We start from the raw sequence: 15,439 nt of genomic DNA, 5'->3' as shown, positions 1-15,439 counted from the left end.
TTATATGGAATATTTACCAAATATACTTTTTGCAATCGCATTAATAGCTGGAATAGGCTACTTTGCTAAAAATGTAAAAAAACTAATTAGAAACATTAAGTTAGGAAAAGATGTCGATGTAAGTAATCATAAAAAGCAACGTTGGCAAAACATGATGCGAATTGCTTTAGGACAAAGTAAAATGGTGCGTCGTCCAGTTGCAGGAATACTTCATGTAATCGTATATATTGGCTTTGTAATCATAAACATAGAAGTTCTTGAAATCATTATTGACGGCTTGTTTGGAACGCATCGTATCTTTTCATCTTTAGGAAGCTTTTATGGGGTTTTAATAGGTTCTTTTGAGGTTCTAGCACTATTAGTTTTTGTAGCAGTAATTGTTTTTTGGATAAGAAGAAACATTATAAAACTTCAGCGTTTTTGGAAACCAGAAATGACCAATTGGCCAAAAAACGATGGAAATTTCATTTTGTATTTTGAAATGGTACTTATGGCATTGTTCCTCATAATGAATGCTACCGATGTTCCTTTTCAAAACATGGAATCAGGAAATATAATTAGTCAGTATATCGCTCCTTGGTTTAGTGGTGTTTCAGAGAATACTTTACATATTATAGAGCGTTCAGCATGGTGGTTACATATTTTAGGTATCTTAGTATTTTTAAATTATTTGTATTTCTCTAAGCATTTACATATTCTATTAGCATTTCCTAATACATACTACGGGAAAGTTAAACCAAAAGGACAGTTAAACAACTTAGAATCGGTAACTAACGAAGTAAAAATGATGATGGATCCCAACGCCGATCCATTTGCTGCACCTGCGGAAGACGAAGCAGGAGATGTTCCTGAAAAATTTGGTGCTAGCGATGTTACAGACTTAAGTTGGGTGCAATTGTTAAATGCATACACCTGTACAGAATGCGGGCGATGTACTAGCGAGTGCCCAGCCAATCAAACCGGAAAAAAACTATCTCCAAGAAAGATAATGATGGATACTAGAGATCGTTTGGAGGAAGTTGGAAAAAATATAGACGCTAATAATGGAGAATTTAAAGATGATGGCAAACAATTATTAGGCGATTACATATCAAACGAAGAGCTTTGGGCATGTACCACGTGTAATGCTTGTGTAGAGGCTTGTCCAGTAAGTATCGACCCATTATCAATTATTGTAGAAATGAGACGTTATTTAGTTATGGAGCAAAGTGCTGCGCCAATGGAATTAAATAATATGATGACAAATATTGAAAATAATGGTGCGCCTTGGCCATACAATCAAATGGATAGATTAAATTGGAAAGATGAATAATTTCTAGTGAATTAGCGTTTTTTTATAAAAGCAATAATTTATTTTAATTTTATTAGGTTTTTGTGAAAAATTCAACGTAAAATCATCAAAAAGACAACTATATAGTTTAATATTATTAGGTTTATAGTGTAAACAACAACTTTAAATCTTAAAAAAACATGAAAAGAGAAGAAGCAGACAAGTTATTGCATGATAAAGTAGAGGCAGGAGAAAAAATTAGTCCTGTTTTACCAAAAGGCGTAAAAAACTATCTAATAGATATTGATGGAACAATCACTGAAGATGTTCCAAATGAAGAACCAGAACGCATGGCAACATGTTTGCCGTTTCCAGATGCTTTAGCAACTTGCAATAAATGGTTTGAAAAAGGCCATATGATATGTTTCTTTACTTCCAGAACAGAAGAACATCGAGACGTAACCGAAAACTGGTTAAATAAACATGGTTTTAAATACCATAGTTTACTTATGGGAAAACCTAGAGGTGGTAATTACCATTGGATAGACAACCATTTAGTAAAAGCTACTAGGTACAAAGGTATGTTTACAGATTTAGTAGAAAAACAAGTAAAAATAGAAGTGTTTGATGATGGTCATCATGACTAAACCTTAAACACTTAGCAATACAACAATAATGAGTTGTGTTAAAAAAATAGTTATGAGTCAATCACTTAAAGTGCCAACAATGGCAGAATATATGGCAGAAGGCAAACAACCAGAAATTCTTTTCTGGGTAGGTTCAGCTGGAAGTTATGACGACAGAGCAAAAAAAATAACAAGAGCTTTTGTTAAGTTATTAAATAAAGCCAATGTCGATTTTGCAGTTTTAGGAACCGAAGAAAGTTGTACTGGCGATGTGGCCAAAAGAGCAGGAAACGAATTTTTGTTTCAAATGCAAGCAGTTACCAATATAGAAATTTTAAATGCTTACGAGGTTAAAAACATTGTAACGGCTTGTCCGCATTCTTATAACACTTTAAAAAATGAATATCCGGAGCTTGGCGGTAACTATAATGTAAAGCATCATACAGAATATATCGAAGAACTAATCAGTTCAGGCAGATTAAAAATAGAAAACAATTCCAATCTAAAAGGAAAGCGTATTACATTTCACGATCCGTGTTATTTAGGTCGAGCTAATGAAGTTTACGAAGCCCCAAGAAGTTTGCTTAAAAGTCTTGGAGTAGATTTAGTTGAAATGAAACGCAATCGTAGAACAGCACTATGTTGTGGTGCTGGTGGCGCGCAAATGTTTAAAGAGCCCGAAAAAGGCGATCAAGATATTAATGTGCTTCGCACCGAAGATGCGTTAAAAACCAACCCCAATGTTATAGCAACAGGTTGCCCATATTGCAATACCATGATGACCGATGGTGTAAAAGCCAAAGAACGTGAAGCCGAAGTGGAAGTGTTTGATATTGCCGAACTGATTGCGCAAGCAGAAAATTTATAACCCTTTTTAATGAAACGAGAGCAGTTGCCCCTAAAAAGCCGAATAAAAAACGGCGTTTATTCTGGGCTTATATTTGCGTTAGGAATGGCTGCTTTTGATTATTTTGATAGTAAGCCATTTAATATCAAGCAATTCTTGTTTTATTTTATTTGTTTCGGATTGTTTTCTACCTTGTTTTTTAAACATAAATACACAAAAGAAGAAAAGTAATGTTAGTAGATTTTAATACGTTGCCAGAGGAATCTAGAGTTTGGATTTACCAATGCAATCGTTCGTTTACAGAAGACGAGATTAAAGAAATAGAAGAAAAATTAGCCGTATTTGTAGAAAACTGGACGGTACACGGTAGCGATTTAAAAGCAGGGTTTAAAATCGTTTATAAACGATTTATTATCCTAGCTGTCGATCAAAATACAAATAGCGCGTCTGGTTGTTCTATTGACGCATCGGTGCATTTTATTCAGCAATTAGAGAAAGAATACCATGTAGATTTAATGGATAAAATGAATGTGTCTTATAAACAAGGCGAATTTATAGCTTATAAACCGTTAACCGATTTCAGAAAAATGGCTAAAGACAAAGCTGTATCGAAAAACACAATTGTATTTAATAATCTTGTCACAAACATTGCCGAACTTAATGAAAACTGGGAGGTTCCAGCTTCTGAAAGTTGGCACAGCAGGTTTTTAAATTAATATTTAATTAGAATAGCTTTTAAAGCTACCATCATTAAAAAATATTACAATACGCTCAATGGTTTTATCATTGGGCGTATTTTTTATATTAGAAAATAAGTCAGGAGCTGGAGTCTCGTTATTGTTTTTTGAGACATCTTCTTGTTTTACATTATCCTCATTTACACTTGACCCACTTTCTGGAAATTGTCCTTTTCCATTAAGTAGCCAGTACAAACCAACCTCAGGATAGGAGTCAAGTATTTTCATAACAAAATCTAAACTAGGTTTATTTCTACCAGAAAGGATATGAGAAATACTAGAGCGCTGCACACCAATTTTATCGGCAAATGAAGACGCACTTTCTTCATAATAATCAATGATTTTTTTTAATCTAGATGAAAAATCTTTACTGTTTACCATTGTAAATCCATAATCAAGAGTTATAGTGTTACAAATGTAAAAAAGAGTATTGTTTATACCTAATTACGGGTGTTAAAATAGAGTTTGTGCATAAATTTAAACTTTAATTAAGTAAACTTAAATAACTAATTTTAAGTCATTTATGATTTTATTTTAATAAAGTATTAATTTCAACAAATTATTCAGTCACTTAAGGCCATACTCAGTTTACAGATGTGAAAGAACAGAGGTGTTTTTGGTGTTTACATTTGTAAAAAATCTTATGTTTACATTTGTAAAAAATAAAAATAGCTGTGATGGAGTTAGTATTAAATTTACCACTTTATAAAGACGAATCCTTATCGGGTAGGTATATTCATAATCAATATATATTAGACGCAATTACAAATTACAAGGCGGTATTTAAAGTTAAAGAGATTGGGAAATCTGTTTTAGGAGAACCAATTAATGCTCTAATTTTAGGTCATGGTTCTAAGCGAATATTTATGTGGTCGCAAATGCATGGTAATGAAAGTACGACCACAAAAGCTGTTTTTGACCTTTTAAACCTCTTTAATTCATCTTCAAACGCTATTGCTAGCCAAATATTAGATACTTGCACTATAGCAATTATACCTATTTTAAATCCGGATGGTGCTAAACAATATACTCGGGTTAATGCTAATGATGTAGATTTAAACAGGGATGCTAAAAACTTATCGCAGCCAGAAAGCAAGGTTTTAAGAGACTTTTTTAATGATTTTAAGCCTGATTTTTGTTTTAATCTACACGGGCAACGGACTATTTTTAGTGCTGGTAAAGCAAATAAATCGGCTACGGTTTCTTTTTTAGCACCTTCCGAGGATGAAGAACGAACAATAACAACAACCAGAAAGAAAGCCATGGAAGTTATTGTAGCAATGAATAACGATTTACAAAAGATTATACCCGGACAAGTGGGGATTTATGACGATACATTTAACATAAACTGTGTTGGCGATATGTTTCAGTCTTTAGGTTGCCCAACAGTGCTTTTTGAAGCTGGACATTATGCGAATGATTATAAGCGAGAGAAAACAAGAGTACTTATATTCCGTGCTTTGGTAACGGCGATTAAACATATCTCAGAGAATGATGTTTCAGGTACTGATTTTAAGGATTATTTTAATATTCCTAATAATGAAAAGCTTTTTTACGACATTATTATACGAAATGCTAAATTAGATAAAGCAGATAGTGAAAAAAACGATGTAGCAATTCAATATCAAGAGAAACTAGAGTCTGGAAACATAAATTTTGTGCCTAAAATTGAAAAAATATCAAATTTAAATGGGTTTTATGGTCATTTAGAGTATAACGCCAACAATAACGTGGTTTTAACTCAAGATAATGAGCCTATTAAGGTAGGTTTCGAAAACGATTTCGTAATGGTGAATAATGAAAAATATTCATTAAAATTAACAAAATCTTAAAAATAGATGCGTTATATTCAATTATAATGTGTTATTTTTGTTTTTTGTTAAAAAAAAATATTTATGGCGAAATTTAAATTAGACGAAATCGATCATCAAATTCTAGATATGTTAATCGATAATACCAGAGTTCCTTTTACAGATATTGCGAAAAAATTAGTGATTTCTGCTGGAACTGTTCATGTTAGGGTGAAAAAAATGGAAGAAGCAGGCATAATAAAAGGATCTTCTTTAACTTTAGATTATAAAAAACTAGGATATTCTTTTATAGCTTATGTCGGTGTTTTTCTTAAAAACACCTCTCAAACTAAATTTGTGCTAGAGCGTATAAACGAAATTCCTTTTGTTACAGTTGCTCATATCACAACTGGTAAGTTTAATGTGTTTTGTAAAATTAGAGCAAGAAATACAGAGCATGCAAAAGATGTTATTTTTATGTTAGATGATATAGAAGGGGTTTATAGAACAGAAACCATGATTTCTATGGAGGAAAGTATTAACGATAAAAAGCGTTTAATGCATTCTATTTTTAACGAAATGTAAACCTTCTTTCTGGAATAGAAAGCCTTTAATAAAGCTAAAAAAGCCTGCATAATTGCAGGCTTTTTTTATTCGTATAAGTGTCCGTCTCTAAAGTCTTTATAGTTTTTATTTGCTTCATCCATATCAAACCCTTCTATTTTATTTAACTTATCGTTTTCTTTTTTCAACTTATAGGACTTTCTAATTCCTAAAAGTAATAAAATAAGGAAAAAAAAGATTGAAATAAATAAAATCGTAATTATATGCGATTGTGAAAGCTTAAAGAGTAGTAATTGTTGTGAAAGACAACAGTTTAAGTTGATTAACATAGTAGGTCCTGAATTGATTTAATAGCAAGCCAAATATACTATTTTTTATGTATTAATCAATTAAAAATGAAATAATTAATAATTTATCTAATAACAATTTACTTTAATAAAGTGCTGGTAATTATTAAATTAAGATTCATGTCCTCTCATAAAATCTGTTATTAAGGTGGTAATTAGTTTTCCTATTTGTGCACTATTTTTTGTTGTTGGTGCAGCCTCACAAATATGGATATATTTAGCATTTTTATTTTTAGCAAACTTGTGTATAAAACGTCTTGTTTTGGTAATACTAAACCCAGTAGGAGACATTGCGCTACTGGAAATTCCTTGAATTGCATCGCAATCTATTTCAATACCAAAATAATCTTCACAAATAAAATTTTGAGCTTTTTTAATTTCGGTGTTAAATTTTAATTCTTTTCTAATTTGTATAGCTTCAAAGCTGTTATAATCAAGTTGGTCATTTTTATCTAAACGTTTAAAAATATCTTTAGATGTATAGTTTTCATGAAGACCAAAGATGAAGTATTTATTTAAGAATCCTTCATTAAAAGCATACGTAAAGCCATTACCGCTATGTCTTCCTTCTTCTTTTCTAAAATCGGTATGAGCATCAAAGTTAACAATGTTAATAGGTTTATTTAAGGCTAGAGATGTTCCTTTTATGTTACCGTAGGCGTTATTATGTCCGCCACCAATTATAATAGGAATTTTATTTGCCTTAACAATGCTGTGTACTAATTTCGTAACATGCTTATCTATTTCAGCTGTAAGCTTTCTAGCTTTAACAAAGTCTTTCTTTTTTTTAGGATTTAATTTGGAAAGTTTCTCAAGTTCTGCGTCAAAATTTAAATGCCCTAAAATCAAGACGTTCTCTGCAAATGTATAATCGTTGTCTTGGATGTTTAACAAAACTTTAATGGTCGCTTCAAAAGCATTGCGAGTACCCGGAATACCGTGGTTTGCAAAAACACCTACATCTTCAGGTAATCCAATTATAACATATGAAACGTCTAAATTGTTAAGTGCTTCGTATATATTGCAAACGTCGTTAATTGTGGAGATGGATTCTCCAAACTTTGTTTCGGAAGCACGTTTGTTTATAAATTGTTTTTTTATTGAATTATTAAATAAAACAAGCTTGTCCATAAATGATTAAATTAGCGCGTTTAAAATTACATTTAATTAAATTAAAACCATTTTTATAGCAAAAAAAATTACGCTCTAAAATTAAATTTTAAAAACAAGTAGATTATGGAAAACAACAAAAGCAATTTAGGATTAAAAGTCGGATTAGGTATTGCATTAGTTTTATTTCTTGGAGCTACGTTTATTTCTTTTAATCTTTTTAATGAAAAGAAAGAAACCGAAGCGCAATTGACAGAAGAAAAGGAATTGGTGATGAAAGATTTAAATAACATGTCGAAACAGTATGATCTCGCCATTCAAGACAATGAAATTAAAAATGAGAAACTTGCTGAAGCTAAAGAGCGTATAGATGGACTTATAGATTCTCTAAAAGTATCTGAAACGAATGTAAGAAGTTTATGGAGGTACAAGCAAAAATATCTTTCTCTGCAAAAAGAAATGGATGTTTTGTTAGAAGAGAACGACAGGCTTAAAATTGAAAACGAATTATTAGCCACATCTCTAGATAGCACTAAGTTGCAACTAGAAGAACGCAGTATGTTTACCGATTCGTTGTTGGTGCAAAACACCGAACTAGCTGAAGTTGTTGAAAATGCATCGGTGCTTCAAACAGTAGATTTAAAAGGATTTGGGGTTATAGAAAGAACTTCAGGGAAATTAATTCCTACAGAAAGAGCTAGACGATCTGATAAATTAAGAGTTTGCTTTACGGTTGCTAAAAACACCTTAGTTCAGCCAGGAGATCAAGAACTTTATGTTCAGGTTATAGATCCAAACAATAATACGCTTGGTGTTAATGAGCAAATTCAATTTGAAGAAAAAACTTTAAATTATAGTCTTGTAAGTAAATTTAATTATGAAAATACAAACTTAAATATTTGTGAGTTTGTAGAACCAGACAACGACGAGAAATTTGAAAAAGGACGTTACACTGTAAATGTGTTTAATAAGAAAGATTTAGTTTCTACAACAGAATTTACATTACGATAACATAATGTCATTTAAAATCTTATCGAATCTGAAGTTTAAAATTAAATGACAGAGAAAAGCCGAAAAATTTACTTTTCGGCTTTTCTTATTAATATTAAATAATCATGCCATTAACAATAACCTTATCTATTAAGTTGTCGCCAAAAGCATAAGGAATATAATTGTAGCTAGAAATGGGTTTGGTTATAATAATATTCGCTTTTTTACCTCGGCAAATACTGCCATACATATTGCTAATTCCCATGGCATAAGCGCCATTAATTGTGGCGGCGTTAATAGCTTCTTCTGGGGTTAGTTTCATTTTTATACATGCTGTACTTACCACAAAATTCATGTTTCCGCTTGGTGTTGAGCCTGGGTTATAATCTGTTGCAAGCGCAAAAGGTAAGCCAGCATCAATAATTTTTCTGGCAGGCGTGTAAGGAATACTTAAAAAATAGGAGCAGGAGGGAAGTCCTACTGGCATGGTGTTCGATCCTTTTAAGGCTTCAATATCATCGTCATTCATTTCCTCTAAGTGATCTACAGACAAGGCATCGTGTTTTACGCCCAAAGCAATGCCGCCAAAGGCATTAAATTGGTTAACATGAATTTTTGCCACTAGGTTATAAGTTTTTCCAGCTTCTAAAATGCGTTCTGTTTGTTCTAGACTGAAATAACCTTTTTCGCAAAAAACATCAATATAATTAGCTAGCTGTTCTTTAGCTACTTCAGGAATCATTTTGTTGACAATAAGATCTATGTAAGCATCGGGATTGTCTTTAAATTCTTTAGGGAAAGCGTGGGCACCAAGAAATGTCGATTTCACCTTTGCTGGAAATTGTTGTTTTAAACGTTTTATAACACGTAACATTTTCAATTCGGCATCTAATGTAAGGCCGTACCCAGATTTAATTTCAATGGCTCCTGTTCCCATTTTCATGACCGCCATTAGTCTTTTTGCAGATTGGTTGTATAACTCGTCTTCAGGTGTGTTTTGGAGTTTTTCAGCAGAGTTTAAAATACCGCCACCACGATTAGCAATTTCTTCGTAGCTTAAACCGTTTATACGGTCTACAAACTCTTGTTCGCGGTTTCCTGCATAGACAATATGTGTGTGCGAATCGCACCACGCAGGCATAACAATTTGCCCTGTAGCATCAATAGTTTTTTCTGCCTCTAAGTCGCCAATATCTTCCATTTTACCATATTCTACAATGGTATCATGCTCTATAAGAACGTAAGCATTTTGTATGGTTGGAAGTTTTTTCATGTCTTCTCCTTTTACAATAGTGACATTGTTTTCTCGGGTTTGGAGAAGTTCTTTTATGTTTTTAATTAAAATAGACAATGTTAGTTGGTTTTTTTCAAAGTTGGTTATTTTTTTGAAAATAAAAAAACGTCAACTTAAGAGTTGACGTTTTTCTTGGGTTTTAAAATAATTTTATTTTAAACTTCCCACCATATCTTCTGGTTTTACCCATTCGTCGTATTCATCGGCTGTAACATAGCCTAAATTAATAGCTTCTTCGCGTAAAGTTGTACCGTTTTTATGGGCTGTATTCGCAATTTCAGCAGCTTTATAGTAGCCAATTTTTGTATTTAGAGCAGTAACAAGCATTAATGAGTTATTAAGTAATTGCTTAATAGTATCGTGGTTAGGCTCAATACCGCTAGCGCAATGCTCTTCAAAGCTTTTACAAGCATCGCCAATTAATCTTGCTGATTCTAATACATTGGCAGCCATCATAGGTTTAAAGACATTAAGTTCGTAATGCCCTTGTGTGCCACCAACAGTTACAGCAACATCATTACCCATAACTTGAGCGCATACCATAGTTAATGCTTCGCATTGTGTTGGGTTTACTTTTCCTGGCATAATAGAGCTGCCTGGTTCATTAGCCGGAATGATTAATTCGCCAATTCCAGATCTTGGTCCTGAAGCCATTAATCTAATATCGTTTGCAATCTTATTTAAAGAAACCGCTAATTGTTTTAAAGCACCATGAGTTTCTACTAAAGCGTCATGAGCAGCAAGGGCTTCAAATTTATTTTCAGCTGATGTAAATGGAAGGTTGGTAAAATCTGCGATATATTTTGCAACTAGATTGGCATAGCCATCTGGCGTGTTTAAACCTGTTCCTACGGCAGTGCCTCCAAGAGCTAATTCGGCTAAATGTGGTAACGTATTTTCTAAAGCTTTTAATCCGTGGTCTAATTGCGACACATAACCTGAAAATTCTTGTCCTAATGTTAATGGCGTTGCATCCATAAGGTGGGTACGTCCTATTTTCACGACATCTTTAAAATCGATAGACTTTTTATGTAATGTGTTACGAAGTTGAATAATTCCAGGAATGGTAACTTCCATTATCTTTTTATAGGCAGCAATATGCATTCCTGTTGGGAAGGTATCGTTAGAGGATTGCGATTTGTTAACGTCGTCGTTAGGTTGAATGGTTTTTTCACCTTCGCCAATAACTTTTCCAGCAAGTTGGTGCGCACGATTAGCCACAACTTCGTTTACATTCATATTGCTTTGTGTTCCAGAGCCCGTTTGCCAAATAACAAGCGGAAATTGGTTGTCGTGTTTGCCTTCTAAAATTTCATCGCATACAGTCGCAATTAAATCTCTTTTTTCAATATCTAAAACACCTAGTTCATGGTTAGTGTAAGCGGCTGCTTTTTTTAAGTAAGCAAAGCCGTAAACAACCTCTAAAGGCATAGAGGCTGGAGCGCCAATTTTAAAGTTGTTTCTAGAACGTTCGGTTTGTGCACCCCAGAGTTTGTCTGATGGCACTTTAACCTCACCCATGGTGTCTTTTTCTATTCTGTATGTCATTTTTATAGTGTGTTATAAATATTAATAATAATGGTAACAAAGTTAAGGATTTTAACTTGCTTTTCTAAGTTTTTTAAGTCTTGAATTATTAGATGAAAGACTTGATTAAATTGGAATTAACCTCATGTTTCCCATCAAAAGGATGCAGGCTTAATCTAGAGCCAAATAGGTTTTTGGCTTTTGTAGTTTCTGCACTAATTCGGTCGCTATTTAAGTATTCGTCTTGTGTGCCATAAACAAGTTTAACCTGAGTTTTTTGGTTTAAATAACTAAAATCGTTTGAAGTAAGTTCTTTTGGGATTCCGCCTGAGTGAAGAATTAATTGCGAGCATTGTATCTGTCTTTTAGCCATGTAGCGCATAGCAACACTAACCCCTTGCGAATAGCCTAAAATAATAAAGTTCTTGTCGGTAGGAATATTTTCAGACTTTAATACGGCATCAAAATAACGCATCACGTTTTCGGTTTCTTTCTTGGTATTTTCTTTGGTTAACCAACTAGCACCAACATGCCTCATTTTTGGCGCGAGATAGTATTTGCTTTGCGCTTGTGGTGCGATTATATAGTTTTCTTCAGCATTTAAACTATCAAAATAGCGTAAAAAATATCGGCTTAAATAACCCATACCATGGCATACAAACCAAATGTTTTTAGTTTGCTCTGTCAAGGTGTTTAATGTACCATATGTATTTGTAGTAGTATAGGAGATTTCCTTTTCTAATGAATTCATTATTCTGTAAGGTTTTGTATTTTTACCAAAAATCCAAAATTACGGTTTTTGTTAAACCATCACCAATAAAACCTAGTATTCCTTTAAATGAAAACAACTCAGCCTAATGTTATTGTTATACAAACATTTCACTTGCCTAAGGCAGTAGTTTGGAAAGCTATAACAAATCACAATCATATGGTTGAATGGTTTTTTCATAATATTCCAGATTTTAAAGCTGAAGTTGGGTTTAAAACAGCCTTTAATGTTAAGGCGCCAAGCCGTGATTTTATGCATTTATGGGAAATAAAGGAGGTTCTTCCGGAAGAAAAAATTGTTTATAATTGGAAGTATAAAGGCTTTGAAGGCGACTCATTTGTTATTTTTAAGCTTAAAGAAGCCGACGGTAATAGTCAATTAACAGTAACTACAAAAGTAGTTAAGGATTTTGATGATACCATTCCAGAATTTAAACGCGAAAGCTGTGAACAAGGATGGAACTATTTTATTAAAGATAGTTTAGTATCCTACCTTGAAGAAAATTATAATTCATAAAAAATATTAATAATGCCACTAACAAAAGAAACGGTTTTAGCACAAGCCAATGCGGCGAGCAAAAACACATTAATGGAAACACTAGACATAGAAATGGTTGACTTTGGTGACGATTTTTTAACTGCAAGAATGCCTGTTAATTCTAGAGTTTATCAGCCAGATGGTGTGTTACATGGCGGAGCAACAGCAGCGTTAGCAGAAAGTGTAGGAAGTTTTGCATCGCATATTTTTACGAATATAGAAGAGAAATTTGTAAGAGGCATTGAGATAACGGCAAATCATTTAAAAAGTGTAACGGAAGGTTACGTTTATGCGAAAGCCACTTTTTTGCACAAAGGCAGAACAACGCAGCTTTTAGATATTCGTATTACCGATGAGCAAGATAATTTAGTTTCTGTATGTCGTTTATCAACCATTAGTTTACCTAGAAAAAAATAATGGAGTTTCAAGACCTTATAGTAAAAACATTAGAACATTATAATAGTAGCTTACCTTTTGTAGTGTATAGAAAACCCAATCAATCATTGGTAAAATTAATGTTACAGCAAGACGATAAGGTATTTAAGGTTGAAGATTTTTCGGAAAGTGGGTTTGTTTTTGCACCGTTTAATGATAAAGAAGATACTATTCTTATTCCTTTTAGTGATTCTGATAATTTTCAAGCTGAATTCAATTATTTACATCAATCAAATAATAAAACCGAAACACCTAAAACAGCCGTAACATTAGAAGAAGATAAAACTAATCATATAAAATTGGTTGAAGCAGGTGTAAAGGCAATAACATCTGGGGCATTTAAAAAAGTGGTGTTGTCTAGAAAGGAAACTGTAGCATTACATTCTAAATCAGTTATTCAAATTTTCACCGACCTATTACAAAGTTACCCATCGGCTTTTGTGTATTGTTGGTGTCACCCAAAAGTAGGGTTGTGGTTAGGAGCCACGCCGGAAACCTTGTTAAAAGTTGAGAACAATCGTTTATCTACAATGGCTTTGGCGGGAACGCAAAAATTTTCTGGAAAATTAGATGTAGAATGGGGAGAAAAAGAACGTGAAGAACAACAATTTGTCACCAATTTTATTGCTGATAGTTTACAACCTTTTGTTAATACTATTGCATTAGGAGATGTGCAAACAGTAAAAGCGGGGAAACTTTTGCATCTTCAAACTAAAATTACAGCTATTCTTAATGGAAATCTTCAAGCAGTTTTAAAGGCGTTGCATCCTACACCAGCTGTTTGTGGCTTACCTAAACAGGTGTCTAAAAGCTTTATAATCAATAATGAAAATTATAAAAGAACCTATTATACAGGGTTTTTAGGAGAGCTTAATTTAAAAGAAGCTAAATCTAGAAATAGAAATCGTCGTAATGTAGAGAATAATGCGTATAGTTCTATTAAAAACATAAGTGATTTGTATGTAAACCTTCGTTGTATGGAAATAGAAGGAGACCAAGCTAATATTTTTGTAGGTGGCGGTATTACAGAAGCTTCAAACCCAATATTGGAATGGGAAGAAACAGTCCATAAATCAGGAACAATGAAACAGGTGTTATAGCTTTTTTTTATAAGCAGTTCTGTTTTTTAAAATGGTATCCATGTGTTGCTTAGACCAATCTGATAGCGCGTTAACAAAAGGAATTAAGCTTTTCCCTAAATCGGTTAATTTATATTCAACTTTTGGAGGTATTTGTGGATAAACCTTTCTGTTAACCAATCCATCAGCCTCTAAGTTTTTTAGTGATACCGAAAGCATTTTTTGTGAAATATCTCCAATAGATTGGTGTATTTCATTAAAACGTAACACATCTTCTTGCTCTAATACCAATAAGATTAATAAAGACCATTTATCGCCAATTCTATCCAAAACATTTCTTACAGGGCAATTTAAAGGCTCGCTAAAATTTATGTCTAATTTTTTCATATATAACTATCTGTTTTTCAGTAAAACTAACATTTAAGTTAGTTGCTGATTAAACCGTAAGTTCTTGTTTTTAAGAAGCTTACTTTTTAACTTTGACTTACCAAAAGTAAGTAAATATATAAAATAAACTTAAAAATAATATTATGATTTTAATTACAGGAGCAAGCGGAAACTTAGGAAACGCCGTAACAAATGAGCTTTTATATAGAATAGAAGCGTCTCAAATAGCAGTTATGTCTAGAGATACAAGTAAGGTAAATAAGTTTAAGAAAAAAGGTGTGCAAATTAGACAAGGAGATTATAACGATTATGAGTCTTTAGTAAAAGCGTTTTCAGGAATTGACAAACTATACTTTGTATCTGGAAGTGATATTGTTTCTAGAATGAAACAGCATGAAAATGTAATAAAAGCCGCTAAGGAAGTAGGTGTAAAGCACATTGTGTACACAAGCTTTCAACGTAAAACCAATAAAAAAGATTCTGTTATACAGTTTGTAGCTGAATCTCATATAAATACTGAAGAACTTATAAAAAACTCAGGAATTTCTTATACTATTTTAAAACATGCTTTGTATATGGAAGTGTTGCCACTTTTCATTGGAGAGGACGTTATTGAAAAACAAACAATTTACTTGCCTGCTAATGCTGGTAAAGTGTCATTTGCTTCTAGATTAGATATGGCGGAAGGTGCAGCAATTATTTTATCAACAACAGGTCATGAAAATAAGGAATACGAATTTGGAGGCGAAGCATCATATGGTATGGAAGATATTGCTCAAATTTTAACAAAATTATCGGGTAAAGACGTTACTTATGTAAGTCCAAAAAAAGATGATTTTGTTACTACCTTAAATGATGCTGGAGTTCCAAAACCAGCTATTGATGTAACAGTAGGGTTTAGTCAAGGTATTGCTGCAGGTGAATTTAACCAGCCTACAACAACATTAAAGGATCTTCTTGGGCGTGAATTATTGTCACTAACAACATACTTGGAAGCAGAATTTTTAGATAATTAATCTTTGTTAAATTATCATCAAAATAAGATAAATTTTATCTATGAAGATATAGATTTAAAAATACGTTAAAGCTAATTAATATCATGCTTTTCAAAGAGTTTATCCGTAAATTTA

At 32.7% G+C, this 15,439-nt stretch carries 17 protein-coding genes; 11 read left to right on the top strand and 6 right to left on the bottom strand.

The genetic code is table 11. From position 1 onward, the window contains the following. Positions 1 to 4: 4 nt before the first annotated feature. From R3L15_RS06510 to R3L15_RS06495, 4 genes are all read left to right on the top strand, one after another. Positions 5 to 1,312, top strand: coding sequence for a (Fe-S)-binding protein (locus R3L15_RS06510; protein ID WP_338733984.1), 1,308 nt, complete (start codon positions 5 to 7; stop codon positions 1,310 to 1,312). Between the two features lie 158 nt (positions 1,313 to 1,470). Then, entirely contained in the window at positions 1,471 to 1,917 is a 447-nt protein-coding gene (locus R3L15_RS06505) for a phosphoheptose isomerase (protein ID WP_338733982.1), read from the top strand. A gap of 52 nt (positions 1,918 to 1,969) precedes the next feature. Continuing rightward, a complete protein-coding gene (locus R3L15_RS06500) occupies positions 1,970 to 2,764 on the top strand; it encodes a (Fe-S)-binding protein (RefSeq protein WP_338733980.1) in 795 nt (264 codons plus the stop codon). A 209-nt stretch (positions 2,765 to 2,973) separates the two neighbouring features. After that, complete coding sequence (locus tag R3L15_RS06495) at positions 2,974 to 3,459, top strand: ABC transporter ATPase (RefSeq protein WP_338733979.1); 486 nt, start codon at positions 2,974 to 2,976, stop codon at positions 3,457 to 3,459. 3 nt (positions 3,460 to 3,462) lie between these two features. Here R3L15_RS06495 and R3L15_RS06490 read toward each other — a convergent pair whose 3' ends face one another. Then, positions 3,463 to 3,861, bottom strand: a complete 399-nt coding sequence (locus R3L15_RS06490; protein ID WP_338733978.1) for a helix-turn-helix transcriptional regulator — start codon at positions 3,859 to 3,861, stop codon at positions 3,463 to 3,465. Between the two features lie 296 nt (positions 3,862 to 4,157). Between R3L15_RS06490 and R3L15_RS06485 the strand changes: the two genes are divergently transcribed. Next, positions 4,158 to 5,312: a M14 metallopeptidase family protein gene (locus R3L15_RS06485; RefSeq protein ID WP_338733977.1), complete on the top strand. Its 1,155-nt coding sequence runs from the start codon at positions 4,158 to 4,160 to the stop codon at positions 5,310 to 5,312. Between the two features lie 63 nt (positions 5,313 to 5,375). Then, on the top strand, positions 5,376 to 5,855 hold the full coding sequence (locus R3L15_RS06480) for an Lrp/AsnC family transcriptional regulator (protein WP_125468434.1): 480 nt from the start codon (positions 5,376 to 5,378) through the stop codon (positions 5,853 to 5,855). A gap of 437 nt (positions 5,856 to 6,292) precedes the next feature. Here R3L15_RS06480 and R3L15_RS06475 read toward each other — a convergent pair whose 3' ends face one another. Continuing rightward, on the bottom strand, positions 6,293 to 7,312 hold the full coding sequence (locus R3L15_RS06475) for a formimidoylglutamase (RefSeq protein WP_338733975.1): 1,020 nt from the start codon (positions 7,310 to 7,312) through the stop codon (positions 6,293 to 6,295). A gap of 105 nt (positions 7,313 to 7,417) precedes the next feature. Here R3L15_RS06475 and R3L15_RS06470 point away from each other — a divergent pair, with 105 nt between their 5' ends. After that, positions 7,418 to 8,302 (top strand): chromosome partitioning protein ParA, encoded by an 885-nt coding sequence (locus R3L15_RS06470; RefSeq protein ID WP_338733974.1) that lies wholly within the window; start codon positions 7,418 to 7,420, stop codon positions 8,300 to 8,302. A gap of 94 nt (positions 8,303 to 8,396) precedes the next feature. On the opposite strand, the gene hutI is transcribed toward R3L15_RS06470, so the two are convergent. The 3 genes from hutI to R3L15_RS06455 all read right to left on the bottom strand — a co-directional run bounded on the left by hutI (position 8,397) and on the right by R3L15_RS06455 (position 11,853). Continuing rightward, positions 8,397 to 9,632 (bottom strand): imidazolonepropionase, encoded by a 1,236-nt coding sequence (gene hutI / locus R3L15_RS06465; protein WP_338733972.1) that lies wholly within the window; start codon positions 9,630 to 9,632, stop codon positions 8,397 to 8,399. Between the two features lie 93 nt (positions 9,633 to 9,725). Next, positions 9,726 to 11,123: a class II fumarate hydratase gene (gene fumC, locus R3L15_RS06460; RefSeq protein ID WP_125468440.1), complete on the bottom strand. Its 1,398-nt coding sequence runs from the start codon at positions 11,121 to 11,123 to the stop codon at positions 9,726 to 9,728. An 88-nt stretch (positions 11,124 to 11,211) separates the two neighbouring features. Beyond that, positions 11,212 to 11,853, bottom strand: coding sequence for an esterase (locus R3L15_RS06455; RefSeq protein ID WP_338733970.1), 642 nt, complete (start codon positions 11,851 to 11,853; stop codon positions 11,212 to 11,214). 87 nt (positions 11,854 to 11,940) lie between these two features. Between R3L15_RS06455 and R3L15_RS06450 the strand changes: the two genes are divergently transcribed. Genes R3L15_RS06450 through R3L15_RS06440 form a run of 3 tightly spaced genes read left to right on the top strand, consistent with a single transcriptional unit; the run spans position 11,941 to position 13,943 of the window. Continuing rightward, complete coding sequence (locus tag R3L15_RS06450; protein ID WP_338733969.1) at positions 11,941 to 12,387, top strand: SRPBCC domain-containing protein; 447 nt, start codon at positions 11,941 to 11,943, stop codon at positions 12,385 to 12,387. Between the two features lie 12 nt (positions 12,388 to 12,399). Continuing rightward, positions 12,400 to 12,825 (top strand): PaaI family thioesterase, encoded by a 426-nt coding sequence (locus R3L15_RS06445; RefSeq protein WP_125468443.1) that lies wholly within the window; start codon positions 12,400 to 12,402, stop codon positions 12,823 to 12,825. Continuing rightward, on the top strand, positions 12,825 to 13,943 hold the full coding sequence (locus tag R3L15_RS06440; RefSeq protein ID WP_338733966.1) for a chorismate-binding protein: 1,119 nt from the start codon (positions 12,825 to 12,827) through the stop codon (positions 13,941 to 13,943). Before R3L15_RS06445 ends, R3L15_RS06440 begins: the two co-directional genes overlap by 1 nt. On the opposite strand, the gene R3L15_RS06435 is transcribed toward R3L15_RS06440, so the two are convergent. After that, a complete protein-coding gene (locus R3L15_RS06435) occupies positions 13,938 to 14,309 on the bottom strand; it encodes a helix-turn-helix domain-containing protein (RefSeq protein WP_338733964.1) in 372 nt (123 codons plus the stop codon). The genes R3L15_RS06440 and R3L15_RS06435 overlap by 6 nt on opposite strands. Before the next feature lie 143 nt (positions 14,310 to 14,452). On the opposite strand from R3L15_RS06435, the gene R3L15_RS06430 reads away from it, so the two are divergent. Beyond that, positions 14,453 to 15,325 (top strand): SDR family oxidoreductase, encoded by an 873-nt coding sequence (locus tag R3L15_RS06430; protein ID WP_338733962.1) that lies wholly within the window; start codon positions 14,453 to 14,455, stop codon positions 15,323 to 15,325. Positions 15,326 to 15,439 lie beyond the last annotated feature (114 nt).

Source organism: Mangrovimonas cancribranchiae (genome assembly GCF_037126245.1).
Classification (GTDB): Bacteria; Bacteroidota; Bacteroidia; order Flavobacteriales; family Flavobacteriaceae; genus Mangrovimonas; species Mangrovimonas cancribranchiae.
The sequence above is the reverse complement of the archived record's forward strand: the minus strand, read 5'-3'. Positions and strand labels throughout refer to the sequence as shown.

Excerpts from the sequence above, each read along its gene's own strand:
- R3L15_RS06510 (WP_338733984.1), top strand. The coding sequence starts at position 5 with ATGGAATATTTACCAAATATACTTTTTGCAATCGCATTAATAGCTGGA.
- R3L15_RS06505 (WP_338733982.1), top strand. The coding sequence starts at position 1,471 with ATGAAAAGAGAAGAAGCAGACAAGTTATTGCATGATAAAGTAGAGGCA.
- R3L15_RS06500 (WP_338733980.1), top strand. The coding sequence starts at position 1,970 with ATGAGTCAATCACTTAAAGTGCCAACAATGGCAGAATATATGGCAGAA.
- R3L15_RS06495 (WP_338733979.1), top strand. The coding sequence starts at position 2,974 with ATGTTAGTAGATTTTAATACGTTGCCAGAGGAATCTAGAGTTTGGATT.
- R3L15_RS06490 (WP_338733978.1), bottom strand. The coding sequence starts at position 3,861 with ATGGTAAACAGTAAAGATTTTTCATCTAGATTAAAAAAAATCATTGAT.
- R3L15_RS06485 (WP_338733977.1), top strand. The coding sequence starts at position 4,158 with ATGGAGTTAGTATTAAATTTACCACTTTATAAAGACGAATCCTTATCG.
- R3L15_RS06480 (WP_125468434.1), top strand. The coding sequence starts at position 5,376 with ATGGCGAAATTTAAATTAGACGAAATCGATCATCAAATTCTAGATATG.
- R3L15_RS06475 (WP_338733975.1), bottom strand. The coding sequence starts at position 7,312 with ATGGACAAGCTTGTTTTATTTAATAATTCAATAAAAAAACAATTTATA.
- R3L15_RS06470 (WP_338733974.1), top strand. The coding sequence starts at position 7,418 with ATGGAAAACAACAAAAGCAATTTAGGATTAAAAGTCGGATTAGGTATT.
- fumC (WP_125468440.1), bottom strand. The coding sequence starts at position 11,123 with ATGACATACAGAATAGAAAAAGACACCATGGGTGAGGTTAAAGTGCCA.
- R3L15_RS06455 (WP_338733970.1), bottom strand. The coding sequence starts at position 11,853 with ATGAATTCATTAGAAAAGGAAATCTCCTATACTACTACAAATACATAT.
- R3L15_RS06450 (WP_338733969.1), top strand. The coding sequence starts at position 11,941 with ATGAAAACAACTCAGCCTAATGTTATTGTTATACAAACATTTCACTTG.
- R3L15_RS06445 (WP_125468443.1), top strand. The coding sequence starts at position 12,400 with ATGCCACTAACAAAAGAAACGGTTTTAGCACAAGCCAATGCGGCGAGC.
- R3L15_RS06440 (WP_338733966.1), top strand. The coding sequence starts at position 12,825 with ATGGAGTTTCAAGACCTTATAGTAAAAACATTAGAACATTATAATAGT.
- R3L15_RS06435 (WP_338733964.1), bottom strand. The coding sequence starts at position 14,309 with ATGAAAAAATTAGACATAAATTTTAGCGAGCCTTTAAATTGCCCTGTA.
- R3L15_RS06430 (WP_338733962.1), top strand. The coding sequence starts at position 14,453 with ATGATTTTAATTACAGGAGCAAGCGGAAACTTAGGAAACGCCGTAACA.